Source organism: Pseudomonas sp. B707 (genome assembly GCF_022496685.1).
Lineage (GTDB): Bacteria > Pseudomonadota > Gammaproteobacteria > Pseudomonadales > Pseudomonadaceae > Aquipseudomonas > Aquipseudomonas paraglycinae.
Genome location: NZ_WTVE01000019.1, coordinates 183,413 through 200,476, shown reverse-complemented (window position 1 = coordinate 200,476; position 17,064 = coordinate 183,413). Strand labels below are relative to the sequence as shown.

Annotated in this window: 12 protein-coding genes; 9 read left to right on the top strand and 3 right to left on the bottom strand. The window is 60.5% G+C overall.

Annotated elements, in window-relative coordinates:
* Positions 1-86 precede the first annotated feature (86 nt).
* Positions 87-1,601 carry a polyphosphate:AMP phosphotransferase gene (gene pap / locus GQX66_RS09770; RefSeq protein WP_127799260.1) on the top strand — a complete coding sequence of 505 codons (1,515 nt, stop codon included), beginning with the start codon at positions 87-89 and terminating at the stop codon, positions 1,599-1,601.
* Positions 1,602-1,703: 102 nt separating this feature from the next.
* Entirely contained in the window at positions 1,704-2,888 is a 1,185-nt protein-coding gene (locus GQX66_RS09765) for a thiolase family protein (RefSeq protein ID WP_102686488.1), read from the top strand.
* Here the strand turns inward: GQX66_RS09765 and GQX66_RS09760 are convergent.
* Complete coding sequence (locus tag GQX66_RS09760; RefSeq protein ID WP_085745022.1) at positions 2,885-3,085, bottom strand: DUF6316 family protein; 201 nt, start codon at positions 3,083-3,085, stop codon at positions 2,885-2,887. The genes GQX66_RS09765 and GQX66_RS09760 overlap by 4 nt on opposite strands.
* A gap of 215 nt (positions 3,086-3,300) precedes the next feature.
* Between GQX66_RS09760 and GQX66_RS09755 the strand changes: the two genes are divergently transcribed.
* Positions 3,301-4,260 carry a DMT family transporter gene (locus GQX66_RS09755; protein WP_102686487.1) on the top strand — a complete coding sequence of 320 codons (960 nt, stop codon included), beginning with the start codon at positions 3,301-3,303 and terminating at the stop codon, positions 4,258-4,260.
* A 36-nt stretch (positions 4,261-4,296) separates the two neighbouring features.
* Here the strand turns inward: GQX66_RS09755 and GQX66_RS09750 are convergent, their stop codons facing one another.
* A complete protein-coding gene (locus GQX66_RS09750; RefSeq protein WP_240868529.1) occupies positions 4,297-5,691 on the bottom strand; it encodes a class II fumarate hydratase in 1,395 nt (464 codons plus the stop codon).
* A gap of 193 nt (positions 5,692-5,884) precedes the next feature.
* On the opposite strand from GQX66_RS09750, the gene GQX66_RS09745 reads away from it, so the two are divergent.
* From GQX66_RS09745 to GQX66_RS09725, 5 genes are all read left to right on the top strand, one after another.
* Positions 5,885-6,403 carry a DUF2059 domain-containing protein gene (locus tag GQX66_RS09745; RefSeq protein WP_240868526.1) on the top strand — a complete coding sequence of 173 codons (519 nt, stop codon included), beginning with the start codon at positions 5,885-5,887 and terminating at the stop codon, positions 6,401-6,403.
* Between the two features lie 12 nt (positions 6,404-6,415).
* Positions 6,416-6,715: a BolA family protein gene (locus GQX66_RS09740; RefSeq protein ID WP_007950896.1), complete on the top strand. Its 300-nt coding sequence runs from the start codon at positions 6,416-6,418 to the stop codon at positions 6,713-6,715.
* A 117-nt stretch (positions 6,716-6,832) separates the two neighbouring features.
* Positions 6,833-7,774 carry a rhodanese-related sulfurtransferase gene (locus GQX66_RS09735; protein ID WP_102717093.1) on the top strand — a complete coding sequence of 314 codons (942 nt, stop codon included), beginning with the start codon at positions 6,833-6,835 and terminating at the stop codon, positions 7,772-7,774.
* A 35-nt stretch (positions 7,775-7,809) separates the two neighbouring features.
* Positions 7,810-8,412 (top strand): DsbA family protein, encoded by a 603-nt coding sequence (locus tag GQX66_RS09730; RefSeq protein WP_170929396.1) that lies wholly within the window; start codon positions 7,810-7,812, stop codon positions 8,410-8,412.
* Positions 8,405-10,222: an ABC transporter ATP-binding protein gene (locus GQX66_RS09725; RefSeq protein WP_129972540.1), complete on the top strand. Its 1,818-nt coding sequence runs from the start codon at positions 8,405-8,407 to the stop codon at positions 10,220-10,222. Before GQX66_RS09730 ends, GQX66_RS09725 begins: the two co-directional genes overlap by 8 nt.
* 1 nt (position 10,223) lies before the next feature.
* Here GQX66_RS09725 and GQX66_RS09720 read toward each other — a convergent pair whose 3' ends face one another.
* Positions 10,224-14,378 carry a hypothetical protein gene (locus GQX66_RS09720; RefSeq protein ID WP_240868522.1) on the bottom strand — a complete coding sequence of 1,385 codons (4,155 nt, stop codon included), beginning with the start codon at positions 14,376-14,378 and terminating at the stop codon, positions 10,224-10,226.
* A 220-nt stretch (positions 14,379-14,598) separates the two neighbouring features.
* Between GQX66_RS09720 and GQX66_RS09715 the strand changes: the two genes are divergently transcribed.
* A complete protein-coding gene (locus GQX66_RS09715) occupies positions 14,599-17,061 on the top strand; it encodes an EAL domain-containing protein (protein ID WP_085745018.1) in 2,463 nt (820 codons plus the stop codon).
* Positions 17,062-17,064 lie beyond the last annotated feature (3 nt).

Here is a 17,064-nt window from a genome sequence, read left to right as displayed (position 1 = left end):
AGGACAATCCGCCGCCGGCGGGAATTTCTGTGCCGCGCCAGAGCCCAATCCGCTAGTCTTGCTGAATCCTGGAAGGAGCCGTCCCTATGTTCGAATCCGCTGAAATCGGTCACGCCATCGACAAAGACACCTACGAAGCCGCCGTGCCCGCCCTGCGTGAAGCCTTGCTCGAAGCCCAGTTCGAGTTGCAGCAGCAGAAGCGTTTCCCGGTGATCATTTTGATCAACGGCATCGAAGGCGCCGGCAAGGGCGAGACGGTGAAGCTGCTCAACGAATGGATGGATCCGCGCCTGATCGAAGTGCGCACCTTCGACCAGCAGACCGACGAAGAGCTGGCGCGGCCACCGGCCTGGCGTTACTGGCGGATGCTGCCGGCCAAGGGGCGGATGGGGATTTTCTTCGGCAACTGGTACAGCCAGATGTTGCAGGGCCGGGTCCACGGCTTGTTCAAGGATCCGCGACTCGATCAGGCGATTGCCGGCGCCGAGCGCATGGAAAAGATGTTCTGCGATGAAGGCGCGCTGATCTTCAAGTTCTGGTTCCACCTGTCCAAGAAACAGATGAAGGCGCGGCTCAAGGCCCTGGCCGATGACCCGCTGCACAGTTGGCGCATCAGCCCGCTGGACTGGCAGCAATCGCAGACCTACGACAAGTTCGTCAAATACGGCGAGCGCGTGTTGCGCCGTACCAGTCGCGATTACGCGCCGTGGCATGTCATCGAGGGTGTCGACCCGTACTACCGCAGCCTGACGGTCGGCAAGATTCTGCTCGAAGGGCTGCAAAACGCCTTGAAGCGTCCCGATGTGCATCCCCATGAGGTCAACGCTGCCCCGCTGGGGACTTCCGTCGATCAGTTGAACCTGCTCGACAGCCTCGACCTGACCCAGCGTCTGGACAAAAAAGATTACGAAGAACAACTGATCACCGAGCAGGCGCGGCTGTCCGGCCTGATGCGTGACAAACGCATGCGTCGTCACGCGCTGGTGGCGGTGTTCGAAGGCAACGATGCGGCGGGCAAGGGCGGTTCGATTCGTCGTGTGGCGGCGGCGCTCGATCCGCGCCAATACAGCATCGTGCCGATTGCCGCGCCGACCGAAGAGGAGCGGGCGCAGCCGTATCTGTGGCGGTTCTGGCGGCACATCCCGGCGCGGGGCAAATTCACCGTGTTCGACCGCTCGTGGTACGGCCGGGTGCTGGTGGAGCGGGTCGAGGGCTTCTGCAGCACCGCCGACTGGATGCGCGCTTATGGCGAGATCAATGACTTCGAGGAGCAACTGGCCGACGCCGGGGTGATCGTGGTCAAGTTCTGGCTGGCCATCGACAAGGATACGCAGATGGAGCGCTTCCAGGAGCGTGAAGAAATCCCCTTCAAGCGTTTCAAGATCACCGAAGACGACTGGCGCAACCGCGACAAGTGGGACGCCTATCGCGCCGCCGTCGGCGACATGGTCGACCGCACCAGCACCGAAATCGCGCCGTGGACCCTGGTCGAGGCCAACGACAAGCGCTGGGCCCGGGTCAAGGTGCTTCGCACGATCAACCGGGCACTGGAAGAGGCTTTCGAGAAGTCCGACAAGCGAGCCAAAAAGCACAAAGACTGAACCGATGGGCCCGCATACGCGAGGTGAATGATTGTCGCCGTCGGCGATTGGGTGGACTTATGCTCGGTCCACTCTCAACCGACTGCAACAATGAGGTATGCCATGCGTGAAGTGGTGATCGTCGACAGCGTACGGACCGGCCTGGCCAAGTCCTTTCGCGGCAAGTTCAACCAGACCCGTCCCGATGACATGGCGGCCCATTGCGTCAATGCGTTGCTTTCGCGCAACGACATCGACCCGGCCAGCGTCGAGGACTGCATCGTCGGCGCCGGCTCCAACGAAGGCGCCCAGGGCTACAACATCGGCCGCAACGTGGCGGTGCTCTCGCAATTGGGCACCGGCACCGCGGGCATGACCCTCAACCGTTTTTGTTCCTCAGGCTTGCAGGCGATTGCGATTGCCGCCAACCAGATCGCGTCGGGTTGCAGCGACATCATCGTCGCCGGCGGCGTCGAGTCGATCAGCCTGACGCTGAAAAGTGTCAACACCGATCACCTGATCAACCCGCTGCTCAAGCAACAGACGCCGGGCATCTACTACACCATGGGCCAGACCGCCGAAGTGGTGGCGCGCCGTTATGGCGTCAGTCGCGAGGCGCAGGATCGCTACTCGCTGCAAAGTCAGATCCGTACCGCCCAGGCGCAGGCTGCCGGCCTGTTCAACGATGAAATCGTGCCGATGGCGGTGAAGTACCGTGTTGAAGACAAGAACAGTGGGGAGGTGCAGATCCTCGACGGCCTCGTCGATCGCGACGACTGCAATCGCCCGGACACCACCTATGAAAGCCTCGCCGGGTTGAAACCGGTGTTCGCCGAGGACGGTTCGGTGACTGCCGGCAACTCGTCGCAGTTGTCCGACGGCGCCTCGATGACGCTGGTGATGAGCCTGGAAAAGGCCCTGCAACTGGGGCTCAAGCCTAAGGCGTTTTTCCGTGGGTTCACCGTGGCCGGTTGCGAGCCGGATGAAATGGGCATCGGCCCGGTGTTCTCGGTGCCGAAGCTGCTCAAGGCCAAAGGCTTGCAGGTGGCGGATATCGATCTGTGGGAATTGAACGAAGCGTTCGCCTCGCAGTGCCTGTACGCCCGTGACAGGCTGGAAATCGACAACGAGAAGTACAACGTCAACGGCGGCTCGATTTCCATCGGCCACCCGTTCGGCATGACCGGATCACGGCAGGTCGGGCATCTGGTGCGCGAGTTGCAGCGGCGCAATCTGCGTTACGGGATCGTGACCATGTGCGTGGGCGGCGGGATGGGCGCGACCGGGTTGTTTGAGGCCGTACGCTAGTTCGACCTGCCAGAATCCATCAACTGCATCCGCGCGATGTACGCGCGGATTTCCTGCTCGGCTTTCTCGTGGCTGTCGAACGGCCCTTCGAGGGTGTTTTCCCGGGTGCTGAAATACAGTTCGCCGTTGACCCGGCACACGCGGTCGCTGCGAAAGTGCGTGGCGGGGGCGGTGTCCTGGGCGCGCATGCCTAACATGACGGGGTCTCCTTGGTGAGTGATGTCCCGGGCTGGATCCAAGAAGCTTATGCCTGAACCACTTACCTTGCCCGGCCGGCCGATCAACGGCCCATCGTCAATTTTCTGCTGCGACCTGCACAGTTTCATTTGCGGCTGGAGCGCAACTGTCCCTGTGTCGGGCAGGGGCTGTGCGCCTAGAATGAGCGCTCCTGTCTCTGGCGCTTGGGGTTCTCATGCACGTTTCATCGGGTCGTTGGGTGTACGGCATGTTCCTGGCGTTGTTGACGGCGTTTCTGTGGGGAATCCTGCCGATCAAGCTCAAGCAGGTGCTGGTGGTGATGGACCCGGTCACGGTGACCTGGTTTCGCCTGCTGGTGTCCGGCGGCTGTCTGTTCCTTTATCTGGCGGCGACCAAAAGGTTGCCGAGTCGCAAAGTGCTCGGGCCGAAGGGCGGCTGGCTGGTGCTGATGGCGGTGCTCGGGCTGGTGGGCAACTACGTGCTGTACCTGATGGGCCTGAACCTGCTCAGCCCCGGCACTGCGCAACTGGTGGTGCAGATGGGGCCGATCATGCTGCTGATCGCCAGTCTGTTTGTGTTCAAGGAGCGCTTCAGTATTGGTCAGGGCATTGGTCTGGCAGTGCTGCTGATCGGTTTTGCATTGTTCTTCAATCAACGTCTGGCTGAATTGCTCACGTCTTTATCCGACTACACCGCTGGCGTGTTGCTGGTGCTGCTGGCGTCGACGGTCTGGACCTTTTACGCACTGGGTCAGAAGCAATTGCTGACGGTGTGGAATTCGCTGCAGGTGATGATGGTGATCTACCTGTTCTGCGCCCTGTTGCTGACGCCTTGGGTGCATCCGCTCGAAGCACTGTCGCTGAACCCGTTGCAGGGCTGGCTGTTGCTGGCGTGCTGCATGAACACCCTGATCGCCTACGGCGCGTTTGCCGAGGCGCTGGCGCATTGGGAAGCCTCACGGGTCAGTGCGACGCTGGCGATCACGCCGTTGGTGACGTTCGGTGCAGTGGCCGTGGCGGCCGGGGTGTGGCCTGAATATGTGCACGCCGAACAAATCAATCTGCTGGGGTATGGCGGGGCGGTGCTGGTGGTGCTGGGTTCGGCGCTGGTGGCGCTCGGGCCTTCGCTGATTGCCGGGCTCAAGGCCCGGCGGGCGAAACTGTTGGTCGGATGACCTTCCCGTGCCGGGCACGGGAAGGATCGGGATGACTCAGCCCTTGGCCCCGGCCTCGATCATGTTCTCCGGCCGCACCCAGGCATCGAACTCTTCATCGGTCAGATAACCCAGCTCCAGCGCCGCTTCACGCAGAGTCTTGCCTTCGCTGTAGGCCTTCTTGGCGATTTCCGCCGACTTGTCGTAGCCGATGTGCGGGTTCAGCGCCGTTACCAGCATCAGGCCGCGTTCCAGATGTTTCGCCATGACTTCGGCGTCCGGCTCAAGCCCGGCGATGCAATGCTGCTGGAAATTGCTGCAGCCATCGGCCAGCAGGCGGATCGATTGCAGCAGGTTATGGATGATCACCGGTTTGAACACGTTCAGTTGCAGGTGACCCTGACTGGCGGCGATGCTGATCGCCACATCGTTGCCCAGCACCTGACAGGCGAGCATCGACAACGCCTCGCACTGGGTCGGGTTGACCTTGCCGGGCATAATCGAACTGCCCGGTTCGTTGGCCGGCAGGCGCACTTCGGCAAAACCGGCACGCGGACCGGAACCCAGCAGACGCAGGTCGTTGGCGATTTTCATCAGCGCCACGGCGAGGGTTTTCAGGGCACCGGACAGCGTAGTCAGTGGCTCATGGCCGGCGAGGGCGGCGAACTTGTTCGGTGCGGTGACGAACGGCAGGCCGGACAACGCCGCCAGTTCAGCGGCAATCGCTTCGCCGAAACCGTGCGGCGAGTTGAGCCCGGTGCCGACCGCGGTGCCGCCCTGCGCCAGTTCGCAGACTGCCGGCAGCGCCGCGCGAATTGCCCGTTCGGCGTAATCCAGCTGCGCTATGAAACCGGAAATCTCCTGGCCGAAGGTGATCGGCGTGGCGTCCATCATGTGGGTGCGACCGGTTTTCACCAGTTTCATGTGTCGCGCCGACAGTTCGGCCAGGCCGCCCGACAGCTCGGCGATCGCCGGCAACAGTTGGGTCTGCACCGCTTGCGCAGTGGCGATGCTCATGGCGGTGGGGAAGCAGTCGTTGGAGCTCTGCGAGCGGTTGACGTGATCGTTGGGGTGCACCGGCGTCTTGCCGCCGCGCGGGTTACCGGCCAGTTCGTTGGCGCGGCCGGCAATCACTTCGTTGGCGTTCATGTTGCTTTGGGTGCCGCTGCCGGTCTGCCAGACCACCAGCGGGAACTGGTCGTCATGCTGGCCGTCGAGCACTTCGTCAGCGGCCTGTTCGATCAGGCGGGCGATGTCGGCAGGCAGATCGCCGTTGCGGTCGTTGACCCGGGCCGCGGCTTTCTTGATCAGGGCCAGGGCGTGCAGTACCGGCAAAGGCATGCGTTCCTGGCCGATGGCGAAGTTGATCAGCGAGCGTTGCGTCTGAGCGCCCCAGTAAGCGTCGTCCGGGACCTCGATCTGGCCCAGGCTGTCGGTTTCGATACGGCTCATCGTGCACACTCCTGTTGGTCTGTTTGCGCAGTTTAGGCCCGTGCCGGCCCGGGTGGTTCCCTGCGGCCGATTGTTGACCGGCAAATCCCCGCCAATCAAGCGCGGCAAGGCCCGGGGGTTGAGCCGCAGCGTTATTCAGGCGCAGAATGGTCGCCCTTGGGGTTTTACCTCGCCTAGCTGAAAAGGAAACTCGATGACTCGTCTTCGTGCCATCTGCACCGCGGTTGCCCTGGTTTGCGCCAGCGGCCAGGTGCTTGCCGATACCGCCAGCCACAACGCCAGTGCCGAAGCTTTCCTGACCCTGGCGCACGCTGACAAGCTGGGCACTCCTGTGTACATGCAGGTTCAGCAAATGTTCGCCCAGCGTTTTGAACAGACCAAGGCGCCGGAATCCAAGAAAGCCGTTCTGGATACCTACCAGGCCAAGGCCAACGCCGCTCTGGATCAGGCCATTGGCTGGAACAATCTGAAACCGGACATGGTCAAGCTCTACACCAGCAACTTCAGCGAATCCGAGCTCAAAGACCTGGTCGCGTTCTACCAGTCGCCACTGGGCAAGAAAGTCCTGGAAAAAATGCCGCAGCTGACCCAGCAATCGGCCCAGATGACCCAGGCCAAACTGGAAAGTGCCGTACCGGTGGTCAACAAGTTGCTGGACGACATGACCAACGAGCTGGCACCGAAAGGCGCAGCGCCGGCCAAGAAGAAGTAAGCGGAGTTCGTGATGACCATGCAACAACGCATCGAATCGACGCTGGCGCTGCTTCAGCCTGAGCATCTGCAGGTGCTGGACGAAAGCCACATGCACAGTCGCGGGTTGCAGACCCACTTCAAGGCAGTGGTGGTCAGTGCGCAGTTCGAAGGCCTGAACCGGGTCAAGCGCCACCAGAAAGTCTACGGCACGCTCGGCGAGCTGATGGGCGAGTTCCATGCGTTGGCGCTGCACACCTACACCCCGCAGGAATGGGCAGAGACAGGCGTCGCTCCGGCGTCGCCGACCTGTGCCGGCGGCAGCAAGCATTGAGCCTTGCAGCAATGAACTGAGGTTTTTTGCTAGAATCCGCAACGCGCCGCTCACCCGGCGCGTTTTTTTTCGCATCCGGTTCACCCTTTACGAGGGTAGCCACCTGGAGAAATACCCATGACACAACCGATTGTCGTGGCGGCACTGTACAAGTTCGTCACCCTCGAAGATTACGTCAACCTGCGCGAGCCTCTGCTGCAAGCGATGGTCGACAACGGCATCAAAGGCACCCTGCTGATCGCCGAAGAAGGCATCAACGGCACGGTTTCCGGCAGCCGCGAAGGCATCGACGGCCTGCTGGCCTGGCTGCGCAACGATCCGCGCATGGTCGATATCGATCACAAGGAATCGTACTGCGACGAGCAGCCGTTCTATCGCACCAAGGTCAAGCTCAAGAAAGAGATCGTGACCCTGGGCGTCGAAGGCGTCGACCCGAACAAGAAGGTCGGCACCTACGTCGAACCGCGGGACTGGAACGCGCTGATCAGCGACCCGGAAGTGCTGCTGATCGACACCCGCAACGATTACGAAGTCTCGATCGGCACTTTCGAAGGCGCCATCGATCCGAAAACCACCAGTTTTCGCGAATTCCCCGACTACATCAAAGAACACTTCGACCCGGCCGTGCACAAGAAGGTCGCGATGTTCTGCACCGGCGGCATTCGCTGCGAAAAAGCTTCGAGCTACATGCTTGGCGAAGGCTTCGAAGAGGTTTACCACCTCAAGGGCGGTATCCTGAAGTACCTCGAAGAGGTGCCGCAGGAAGAAACCAAATGGCAGGGCGACTGCTTCGTCTTCGACAACCGCGTGACCGTGCGCCATGACCTGAGCGAAGGCGACTACGATCAGTGCCATGCCTGCCGCACCCCGGTCAGCGTTGAAGATCGCGCCTCCGAGCATTACGTGGCCGGCATCAGCTGCCCGCACTGCTGGGACACCCTGAGCGAGAAGACTCGCCGCAGTGCGATCGACCGCCAGAAACAGATCGAACTGGCAAAAGCGCGCAACATGCCGCACCCGATCGGCTACAACTATAAGCAAGCATCCACCGAGGCTTAATCATGTCTGCACGCCTGCTCTATGTGATGGATCCGATGTGTTCGTGGTGCTGGGGATTTGCCCCGGTCGCCAAGGCATTGGTGGAGCAGGCGCAGGCAGCCGGGGTGGAACTGCACCTGGTGGTCGGCGGGTTGCGCACCGGCAGTGGTGCGGCGCTGGAGCCGACCACCCGGCGCTACATTCTCGAACACTGGCAGGCGGTCACCGAGGCCACCGGCCAGCCGTTCAAGCTGGAAGGCGCGTTGCCGGACGGCTTTGTCTACGACACCGAACCTGCCTGCCGGGCCATCGTCACCGCGCGCAGCCTGGCGCCGGATTGCGCGTGGAAACTGGTCGGGCTGATCCAGCACGCGTTTTACGCTGAAGGTCGCGATGTCACCCAGGCCAGCGTTCTGGTGGAGCTGGCGGAGCAGGCCGGCGTCCCGCGCATCGAATTTGCTGCGCTGTTCGATCATGCCGATCAGCACAAGGCAACCCAGGCCGATTTCAGTTGGGTGCAGGATCTGGGCATCGCCGGATTCCCGACCCTGCTCGCCGAACGCAACGGCCAACTGGCGTTGCTGACCAACGGCTACCAGCCGCTCAGTGAACTGTCGCCGTTGCTCGGTCGATGGCTGGAGCGCGCGGCCTGTGTCTGACCCGGCCGATGACACGCCAGCCGTCAAGCGTGTCGACCGGCTGAGCTGGGCTGAAGTCCGGCGACTGGCACTTCATCACAAAAAATCCCTGTGGGTCGCCAACGGCGTGGCCGTACTGGCGACGCTGTGCAGCGTGCCGATTCCTCTGCTGTTGCCGTTGCTGGTGGACGAAGTCCTGCTCGGCCACGGCGATGCCGCGCTGAAAGTCATGAACCACGTGCTGCCCTCAATGTGGCAGCAAGCGGCGGGCTACATCGGCCTGATGCTGGTGGTGACGCTGACCCTGCGCTGCAGCGCCCTGTGTTTTGGCGTGTTGCAGGCGCGGTTGTTTGCGCGACTGGCCAAGGACATCGTTTATCGCATTCGCGTGCGTTTGATTGAACGACTCAAACGGATCTCCCTCGGCGAATACGAAAGCCTCGGTAGCGGCACGGTCACCACGCACTTGGTCACCGATCTCGATACCCTCGACAAGTTTGTCGGCGAAACCCTCAGCCGTTTCCTGGTGGCGATGCTGACGCTGGTCGGTACCGCCAGCATCCTGATGTGGATGCACTGGAAGCTGGCGCTGCTGATCCTGCTGTTCAACCCGCTGGTGATCTACGCCACCGTGCAGTTGGGCAAACGGGTCAAGCACCTGAAGAAACTGGAGAACGACAGCACCTCGCGCTTCACCCAGGCGCTGAGCGAAACCCTCGATGCGATCCAGGAAGTGCGCGCCGGCAACCGGCAGGGCTTCTTCCTCGGACGGTTGGGTCTGCGTGCGCAGGAAGTGCGCAACTACGCGGTTAACTCGCAGTGGAAGACCGATGCGTCGAACCGCGCCAGTGGTCTGCTGTTCCAGTTCGGCATCGACATCTTCCGCGCGGCGGCCATGTTGACGGTGTTGTTCTCCGACCTGTCGATCGGCCAGATGCTCGCGGTGTTCAGCTACCTGTGGTTCATGATCGGCCCGGTCGAACAGCTGCTGAACCTGCAGTACGCCTATTACGCGGCGGGCGGTGCGCTGTCGCGGATCAACGAACTGCTGGCCCGCGCCGACGAGCCGCAATACCCCGGCGGCGTCGACCCGTTCAAGGGCCGCGATACCGTCGGGATTCAGGTGCAGGGTCTGAGCTTCGGTTACGGCGACGAACTGGTGCTGGATCAGTTGAACCTGTCCATCGCGCCGGGCGAGAAAGTGGCGATTGTCGGCGCCAGTGGCGGCGGCAAAAGTACCTTGGTGCAATTGCTGCTGGGCCTTTACACGCCACTGGCCGGGACGATCCGTTTCGGCGGATCGACCCAGCAGGAAATCGGCCTGGAAACGGTTCGGGAAAACGTGGCTGTGGTGTTGCAACATCCGGCGCTGTTCAACGACACCGTACGCGCCAACCTGACCATGGGCCGCACCCGCAGCGATGAAGCCTGCTGGCAGGCGCTGGAAATCGCCCAGCTCGAACCCACCATCCGCGCCTTGCCGGACGGGCTGGACAGCATCGTCGGCCGCGCCGGCGTGCGTCTGTCCGGCGGTCAGCGCCAGCGTCTGGCCATCGCGCGGATGATCCTCGCCGAACCCAAAGTGGTGATCCTCGACGAAGCGACGTCAGCCCTCGACGCCGCCACCGAATACAACCTGCACCAGGCCATGGCGCGCTTTCTCCATGGCCGCACCACGCTGATCATCGCCCACCGCCTGTCAGCGGTGAAGCAGGCGGATCGGGTGCTGGTGTTCGACGGCGGGCAAGTGGCCGAAGACGGCGACCACCAGCAACTGATTGCCGATGGCGGGTTGTACGCCAAGCTTTATGGGCATTTGCAGAGGTTGTAGATCATTTCCATAGCACCTCCAGTGCGTTGGCCGTGCCGTCGTAGCCAAACTCTTTGACGATCACTGAACAACTGGTGCATGGAGGCATGGTTGTAGCCACGTCGACCGAAGCGATCATGTGGTTTTCGGGGTATTTCTTGCGAAGCACACTGATCAGTTTGGCCTCGCTGTCCAGAGAGGTCGGCCGACGGGTCAGCGCAGGCGTGTAGGTGTCGATGTCCTTTATCGTATGGGGAATCGCCACTAATTGCCCTTTGCTCGAGACTTCCAGTGAGGTTCTGTTGAAGGTCTGGTCGAAGTCGATATTGAAGTAGGTGGTGTCGCCGATGATCACTTTGTCCGGCGCGAATGGAGGCTTGAACAAAGGCAGTTCCCCGGTCAGTCCTTGCGCTCCGGAAACGCTGACATACACCTCGCGCTTGCCGGTTGAAGTCAGGATGTCGGCGTAGGCGATGTTTCTCGGATTCTGTCCCTGTAAACGAGACGGGAGCAGCGCCTGCAACTTGTCCATTGTCCGATTGATTTTCAGGTCGGCGCTTTGTTGGATATTGATGGTTTTCTCGCAAAACAGCGTATCGAAGATATCGGCGGTTCGTTGGCGAAAGCTGTCTGAAGCATCCCTGCTACGTGACCAGGATGCTGCACCGTCCGGCAGCCGGTTGACGATCATGCGTGTGGAATGATCGAACAACACCGCTTCACCGGGGCTGGTATCGACTTTAAGCAGTTTGAGCGTGTCGGGCGGGTTCGCATGACCACCAATGCGAATGGCAATTTTCTCCATGGTTTCGAGGGCGCGTTCTACGGCTGGAATACCGTAGATTCTCGCCATGTTGTTGGCATTGAGAGACCCGGTGTACACCGTCATCAGCTCACCCTTCAGATTGGCAGGCAGGGTATTGGCCTTGCGCAGCGTCAACGGAGTGGTGAGGCTCTGACCTTTGGGCAGTTCGGCGATGTAGAAGGATCCGGCGTCCAGTCGGGTGAACACATAGTGCCTTGAGTCGTCGATAGCGGGGACGATGATGGCGCCGGCCTCGAAGGTGTCGAACTGATTCCGGGTGCCGAAGGGGATATCCACTTTGATCCTCCCGTAAATCCCTTTTTGAAACGCTATCACCGCCGGGTGTCTGCTTTTCTTTTTCAGGAACTCGAGCAGCATCGCTCGACCCGCTGTGGCCGGGGTGTAAATGCTGTCCCCGAACCAGGGTGCCCAGCCTTTATCCGTGTCGTAAGTGCCGTTGGCTGGCGTGGGGGCCGGATTGCGGGTGACATAGCTCGTTTTACAGGCGTCCGACCCCGGCATGCGCCGCACTCTGCAGGGCAGGGCTTTGAGTAGCGACTGATCATCGATCAGGTCGGCGCGGCGCAGTTGGTTGCCGTCCGGTCGATAAGGGATGTCATCAATCAGCAGCGTGGTTCGACCATCGACCTCAAGCACTTCACGAACATGGGCGTGTTCTGGAACTTGCGCAACGACGTGGGTTTCGCTCGGGGGCAATGTCTTGAAGCCGGATCGACCTTGCGTGAGATTTTTGCCGTTGTTGCGCAGGCGCGGGCCGTAGGGCAGGGAGGTCATCGGGTCGACCAGATGAAAGCGTTCCAGTCCCGAAGAATCTGTATGGCGCAGGAGTACATCATCAATACCGTTGACCGTCGCGAGCTGATCACCGTTCGTCAGCGGCTTCCAGTCCCCGGGATCGATGGCTTGTGGCAGATTCTGGACCAAGCGGAAGCCATCGGCCTTTCCCGTCAGTTTTCTGATGCCGACAACGCTCACTCCGCCGATGAAGAGCAGCCCTTTTCCGGCACCGCTTCCCAGACCCTTGAGCAGCGAGGGAATACCGTCCAGTGGGTTGAGGTTTGCCAGTGAGCGGGTGAGGAGTTGGCGGGCCAATGTCGAAAACGGCGGCAGCGTTGCATTGACGACCATGCGAGTGGTGCCGGCAGCGGCGCGGAGCAGGCGCACCGAACCCGAGATGAATTTGCCGATCGGGCAAAGGAACGAAGCCAGGTCGAACAGGAGTCCGATCCCGCCCAGGGCTTTGCTTTTGACATCGTCGGAGAGCAGGTCCTCGATGCTGCCCCAGAAAGGAACGAACCCTTTGACGATCGTCACGAATACCTCCAGCCGTTTCTCGATCTTCGCCCTGTGGCTGTCGAAGATTGTCATGCCTCGGGCTTGCTGGCGCAGGTGTTCTTCATCGACGTAGAGGTAGTTTGTCGCGATGTAGTTGGCCAGTGCGTCCAGTCGTGATGTCAGCGTCGCAGCATCGGTCCCGGTACCCATGGAGGCTGCGGCTATAGTGCCCACGGTGTCGAGGTAGCCGATGTAGGCCCCCCTGGCGGCAGGTGTCCTGCCGTGGAGATGGGCCGACCAGTCGAGCAGCAACGAAGTACTGATGTCACGCTCGGGTGAATAGGTTTGCCCGGGGATGGTGGCGTGCAAGGCAAACTCGGTCCGAACGCCATTGACGGTTGAAAACCTCAAGGTGGGTCGAAGGCGAATGACACCGGCACTCGGGATCAGCTCGTAGTAGGCAATATTTCCCTGGTGGGTCACTTTTATAACGAAGCCCTTCCTGGCCCGGGTCAGATCCGGCGGTTCGTTGGGTACTGATTTTCGACGCATCCCCAACAACTCGATTTCACCCATTGCCAATGCCTGGCGTTCGCTCGCTGGCAGTGAAGTCAGCAAGCTGGTGATCAAGGTCTGATAGGGCGGCCTGATCGTCGCCAGATATTGGTTGAAGGCGCTTTCAAACTGCGCATTGATATCCGGCAAGGATTTGCCGGCCCAGCTGTAGTCATCTGCATTTACCCGTTCATAACCACCCCGCGAGTTTTCACGCTCGGCGTAGAGGACGCGCTGCTCATCCAGCCGGAGTGCTGTGGTGGATCGCGTTGTGCCGTCGGGCATGGAGACAATCCATCGCTTTTCGCCATCGAGTTGGCCGTCTGCATAGATATCCAGAAAGTCGTGGCCCTGCTGATTCTTCTGGTCCAGTGGTGCTCTTGAATGACTATGGCTCGGATCGGCAGACATCAACTTGCGTCCGTCCTTGTTGAATGTAAAACCACTGAACCGGTCAGCCAGCACCTCCCTGGCCATCTGTATCCGGTCAGGCGGGGTTGAATCCAGCGTCATCACGGCCTTGTTCAGGTTTTCGCTTTGTTCTTCCAGCGCAGTCAGCGCTCGCTTGATGTCTTCCTGATCGTGACCGGATGCCGCTCGCGCCGGGATGACGCCAGTGCACACCGCCCATTCAAGGGCGGGGCCTATTCGCAGTCGTGCAATTGTTTCCAGCTCTGCGGGGGAGGCGCCAGTACTGCGTTCCAGAGGCAAACTGACCAGTTGCTGGAAAGACAAGGGTTGCGACTGATCCAGGCCAAGCACCTCGGCCAGCAGCACGCCGTGCATGAAGTTCACCCACACGATCGACGTCTTGTAACGAAGCTCGGGCGGGATATCGCGCACGGCAAAGTCTTTCGACAGGCGATGTTGAAACATCTGGGCCAGCAGGATCGCCTCTTTGGTAGTGGCAACTCGTCGGGTACGCAGCAAATGCTGTTCGAAATCGCGGCGCAGGGTCTGGTAGCTTTTGCCCCAGTGAGCAGGGTCTTGCCAGTGGAATCCGGCGAGCTCCTGCGACTCGTCGGGAGACGGCGCATGCAAATGCAGGCAGATGGCTTTGCATGACAACTGATAGCGCACGGACGGCGGCGTCTGTTCGCCGGGGGATGCACCGAACCATTTGAGCCTTTTCAGCAGCCTTTCTGTCAGGTCCAGTGATTCGGGGGAATTCAGTACTCGCTGGAGGAAAACCGAAGGGGTCGCGCGCAGTTCGTCCGTGTCGGCGAGCCGCAGGATATCGCCACTCAAATGACGGATCAGCGAAGGTTTGCCGATCAAAAAGGTTTTGACCGTGTCGAGCATTCGTTCATTGATGCGTTGTGCCATGTACTGTTCGAGGGTCATGGCGGGTGCAATAGCCGGTGTTGCGACTCGGGCTGCCTTGAACCTTTTGCGGTCCCGGCTGGTCGGTTGGGGAATCAGGGATTCGATATCCGGGCCGGTAGCCAGTCCAAGCGCCTCGATGGCGCTGGTTTCTGCGGTTGTCGATAAGTCGGTTGAAGCTGAAAACGTCGAGGGCATATCACACTCCTTGTGAAGGCATTCCCGTTACAGAGGGTTGGATGCCTGAAGTCCCCAGTAGATCGATGCCGCCAGCGACCGTGGCTGTACATATGTCTATCCGGCGTTTGTCCTGAACTGAGGCGGATCCGCCGCTTGCCGGAACCCCGAACGCCTCCTAGTCTTTGGGGGTTGGTCTGATAGAGACGGACAATCAGGCAGTGACCACGCAAGGAACTCCATGAAGCAAAAGCGGACTCTCGGAACGCCTCGGTTGCTGGGCATCGTCTGGCCATTTATCGCCGTCGTGTTGTTTCAAGCCTTGTTGGGGGGCGTGAGTCTTTACGTCCTGTCGGCCGTTCGCGGCTATGTCGCTGGTGAAAGCCTTTGGTCCAAGGGCCAGAAAGACGCGATCTATTACCTCAATCTCTACGCGGACAGTCGCGACGAGGCGATTTACCTTAAATACCAGAACGCCATTGCCGTGCCTCAGGGCGGCCATCAATTGCGCCTGGCGCTGGACAAGCAACCGCCCGACCTGCAAGCGGCGCGTGAGGGCATTCTCAAGGGCGGCAACCACCCGGACGACGTTTCCAGTCTGATCTGGCTGTACCTGAACTTTCGTCACTTCAGTTATCTGGAAACCGCCATCGACCGCTGGACGCTGGGCGACGCCTATCTGGTGGAACTCGACGGCGTGGCGCAGGAGATGCATCAGCGCATCACCGCCAATGCCGCCACCGAAGCCGATATCCGCCGCTGGAAAGACCGGATCTTTGCGATCAATGACGGCGTGACCCCGGCCGCCAAGGCGTTCAGCGATGCCTTGGGTGAAGGTTCGCGGATGATCCTGCGCCTGCTGCTGTTCACCAACCTCGCCACTGCGCTGGGCCTGATCGTGCTGGCGCTGCTGCGCACCCGCAAACTGCTCAAGCAGCGACATGCCTTCGCCGAAGCGCTGCAACTGGAAAAGGACCGGGCCCATGTGACCCTGCACTCGATCGGCGACGGGGTGATCACCACCGACGTCAGCGGGGCGATCGATTACATGAACCCGGCCGCCGAGGCGTTGACTCACTGGAAGGCCGAGCAGGCTGCCGGTCTGCCCTTGGCGGCGCTGTTCAACCTGCTGGATGACAATGCCCAGAGCGAGGGCTTGACCCTGATCGAGCACATTCTCAGTGGCCAGCTCACCGGCGGCAGCGAGCATTCGAAGCTGATCCAGCGGCTGGACGGCAGCACCGTGTCGGTGACGCTGGTCGGTGCGCCGATCCGCAATGCCGGCAAGGTCAGCGGTACGGTGCTGGTGCTGCATGACATGACTCAGGAGCGGCAATACATCGCCAATCTGTCGTGGCAGGCCACCCACGATGCGCTGACCGGCCTGGCCAACCGTCGCGAGTTCGAATACCGGCTCGAACAGGCCCTGCACAACCTGACGCGGCAGGCCGGGCGACATGCGCTGATGTTCCTCGATCTCGATCAGTTCAAGCTGGTCAACGACACCTGCGGGCACGCGGCAGGCGATGAGTTGCTGCGCCATATCTGTGCGTTGCTGCAATCGGGTCTTCGCGAGGGCGACACCCTGGCGCGGCTGGGCGGCGATGAGTTCGGCATCCTGCTGGAGAACTGCGCACCGGAGGCGGCCGAGAAGATCGCCGAGAGCCTGCGTCAGACCGTGCAAAACCTGCATTTCGTCTGGAAGGGGCGGCCGTTCCTGACCACCGTCAGCATTGGTCTGGTGCACGTCGCACAGAACCCGACCACCCTCGAGGCCTCGTTGCGGGCCGCCGACATGGCTTGCTACATGGCCAAGGAAAAGGGCCGCAACCGGGTGCAGGTCTACCACGCCGACGACTCGGAACTGTCCCTGCGTTTTGGCGAGATGGCTTGGGTGCAACGCCTGCATATGGCTTTGGAGGAAAACCGCTTCTGTCTCTACGCCCAGGAAATCGCACCACTGGGTTCGGTTGCCGGTGGCACCCGCGGGCACATCGAAATCCTGTTGCGTCTGCACGATGAGGCAGGCCGGATGATCCTGCCGGACAGTTTCATACCCGCGGCGGAACGTTACGGTTTGATGACGTCGCTGGATCGCTGGGTTGTGCAGAATGTATTTAAGGTTATTGCTCAATGTATTAACGAAGAGTGCGAAGGCCCTCTGGCAATGTGTGCGATTAATCTTTCAGGCATTACTATCGGAGATGACGCGTTCTTGCACTTTCTACGCGAGCAGTTTGATAACTACGGCGTACCGCCTGAAATGATTTGTTTTGAAATTACAGAAACCAGTGCCATTGCAAATCTCGGGAGTGCAATCAGATTTATTAATGAACTCAAAGGCTTGGGTTGTTATTTCTCACTCGATGACTTTTGTGCCGGAATGTCTTCATTCGCTTATCTGAAACATTTGCCTGTAGACTTCCTGAAGATCGACGGGAGTTTCGTAAAGGATATGCTGGACGACCCGATTAACCGTGCAATGGTCGAAGTGATCAATCACATCGGGCATGTCATGGGTAAGCAGACAATTGCCGAGTTTGTCGAAACAGCGCAGATCGAGCAGGCATTGCTTGAAATCGGCGTGGATTACGCTCAGGGTTATGTCATCGAACGCCCGCAGTTGTTTACCTGTGACAGTTTGCAAAGTCGGCCCGCCAGACCGCAGCCGTTGTTATTCAAGGCGCCTGGCACGTTCCGTTGAAGT

Excerpts from the sequence above, each read along its gene's own strand:
- pap (WP_127799260.1), top strand. The coding sequence starts at position 87 with ATGTTCGAATCCGCTGAAATCGGTCACGCCATCGACAAAGACACCTAC.
- GQX66_RS09765 (WP_102686488.1), top strand. The coding sequence starts at position 1,704 with ATGCGTGAAGTGGTGATCGTCGACAGCGTACGGACCGGCCTGGCCAAG.
- GQX66_RS09760 (WP_085745022.1), bottom strand. The coding sequence starts at position 3,085 with ATGTTAGGCATGCGCGCCCAGGACACCGCCCCCGCCACGCACTTTCGC.
- GQX66_RS09755 (WP_102686487.1), top strand. The coding sequence starts at position 3,301 with ATGCACGTTTCATCGGGTCGTTGGGTGTACGGCATGTTCCTGGCGTTG.
- GQX66_RS09750 (WP_240868529.1), bottom strand. The coding sequence starts at position 5,691 with ATGAGCCGTATCGAAACCGACAGCCTGGGCCAGATCGAGGTCCCGGAC.
- GQX66_RS09745 (WP_240868526.1), top strand. The coding sequence starts at position 5,885 with ATGACTCGTCTTCGTGCCATCTGCACCGCGGTTGCCCTGGTTTGCGCC.
- GQX66_RS09740 (WP_007950896.1), top strand. The coding sequence starts at position 6,416 with ATGACCATGCAACAACGCATCGAATCGACGCTGGCGCTGCTTCAGCCT.
- GQX66_RS09735 (WP_102717093.1), top strand. The coding sequence starts at position 6,833 with ATGACACAACCGATTGTCGTGGCGGCACTGTACAAGTTCGTCACCCTC.
- GQX66_RS09730 (WP_170929396.1), top strand. The coding sequence starts at position 7,810 with ATGTGTTCGTGGTGCTGGGGATTTGCCCCGGTCGCCAAGGCATTGGTG.
- GQX66_RS09720 (WP_240868522.1), bottom strand. The coding sequence starts at position 14,378 with ATGCCCTCGACGTTTTCAGCTTCAACCGACTTATCGACAACCGCAGAA.
- GQX66_RS09715 (WP_085745018.1), top strand. The coding sequence starts at position 14,599 with ATGAAGCAAAAGCGGACTCTCGGAACGCCTCGGTTGCTGGGCATCGTC.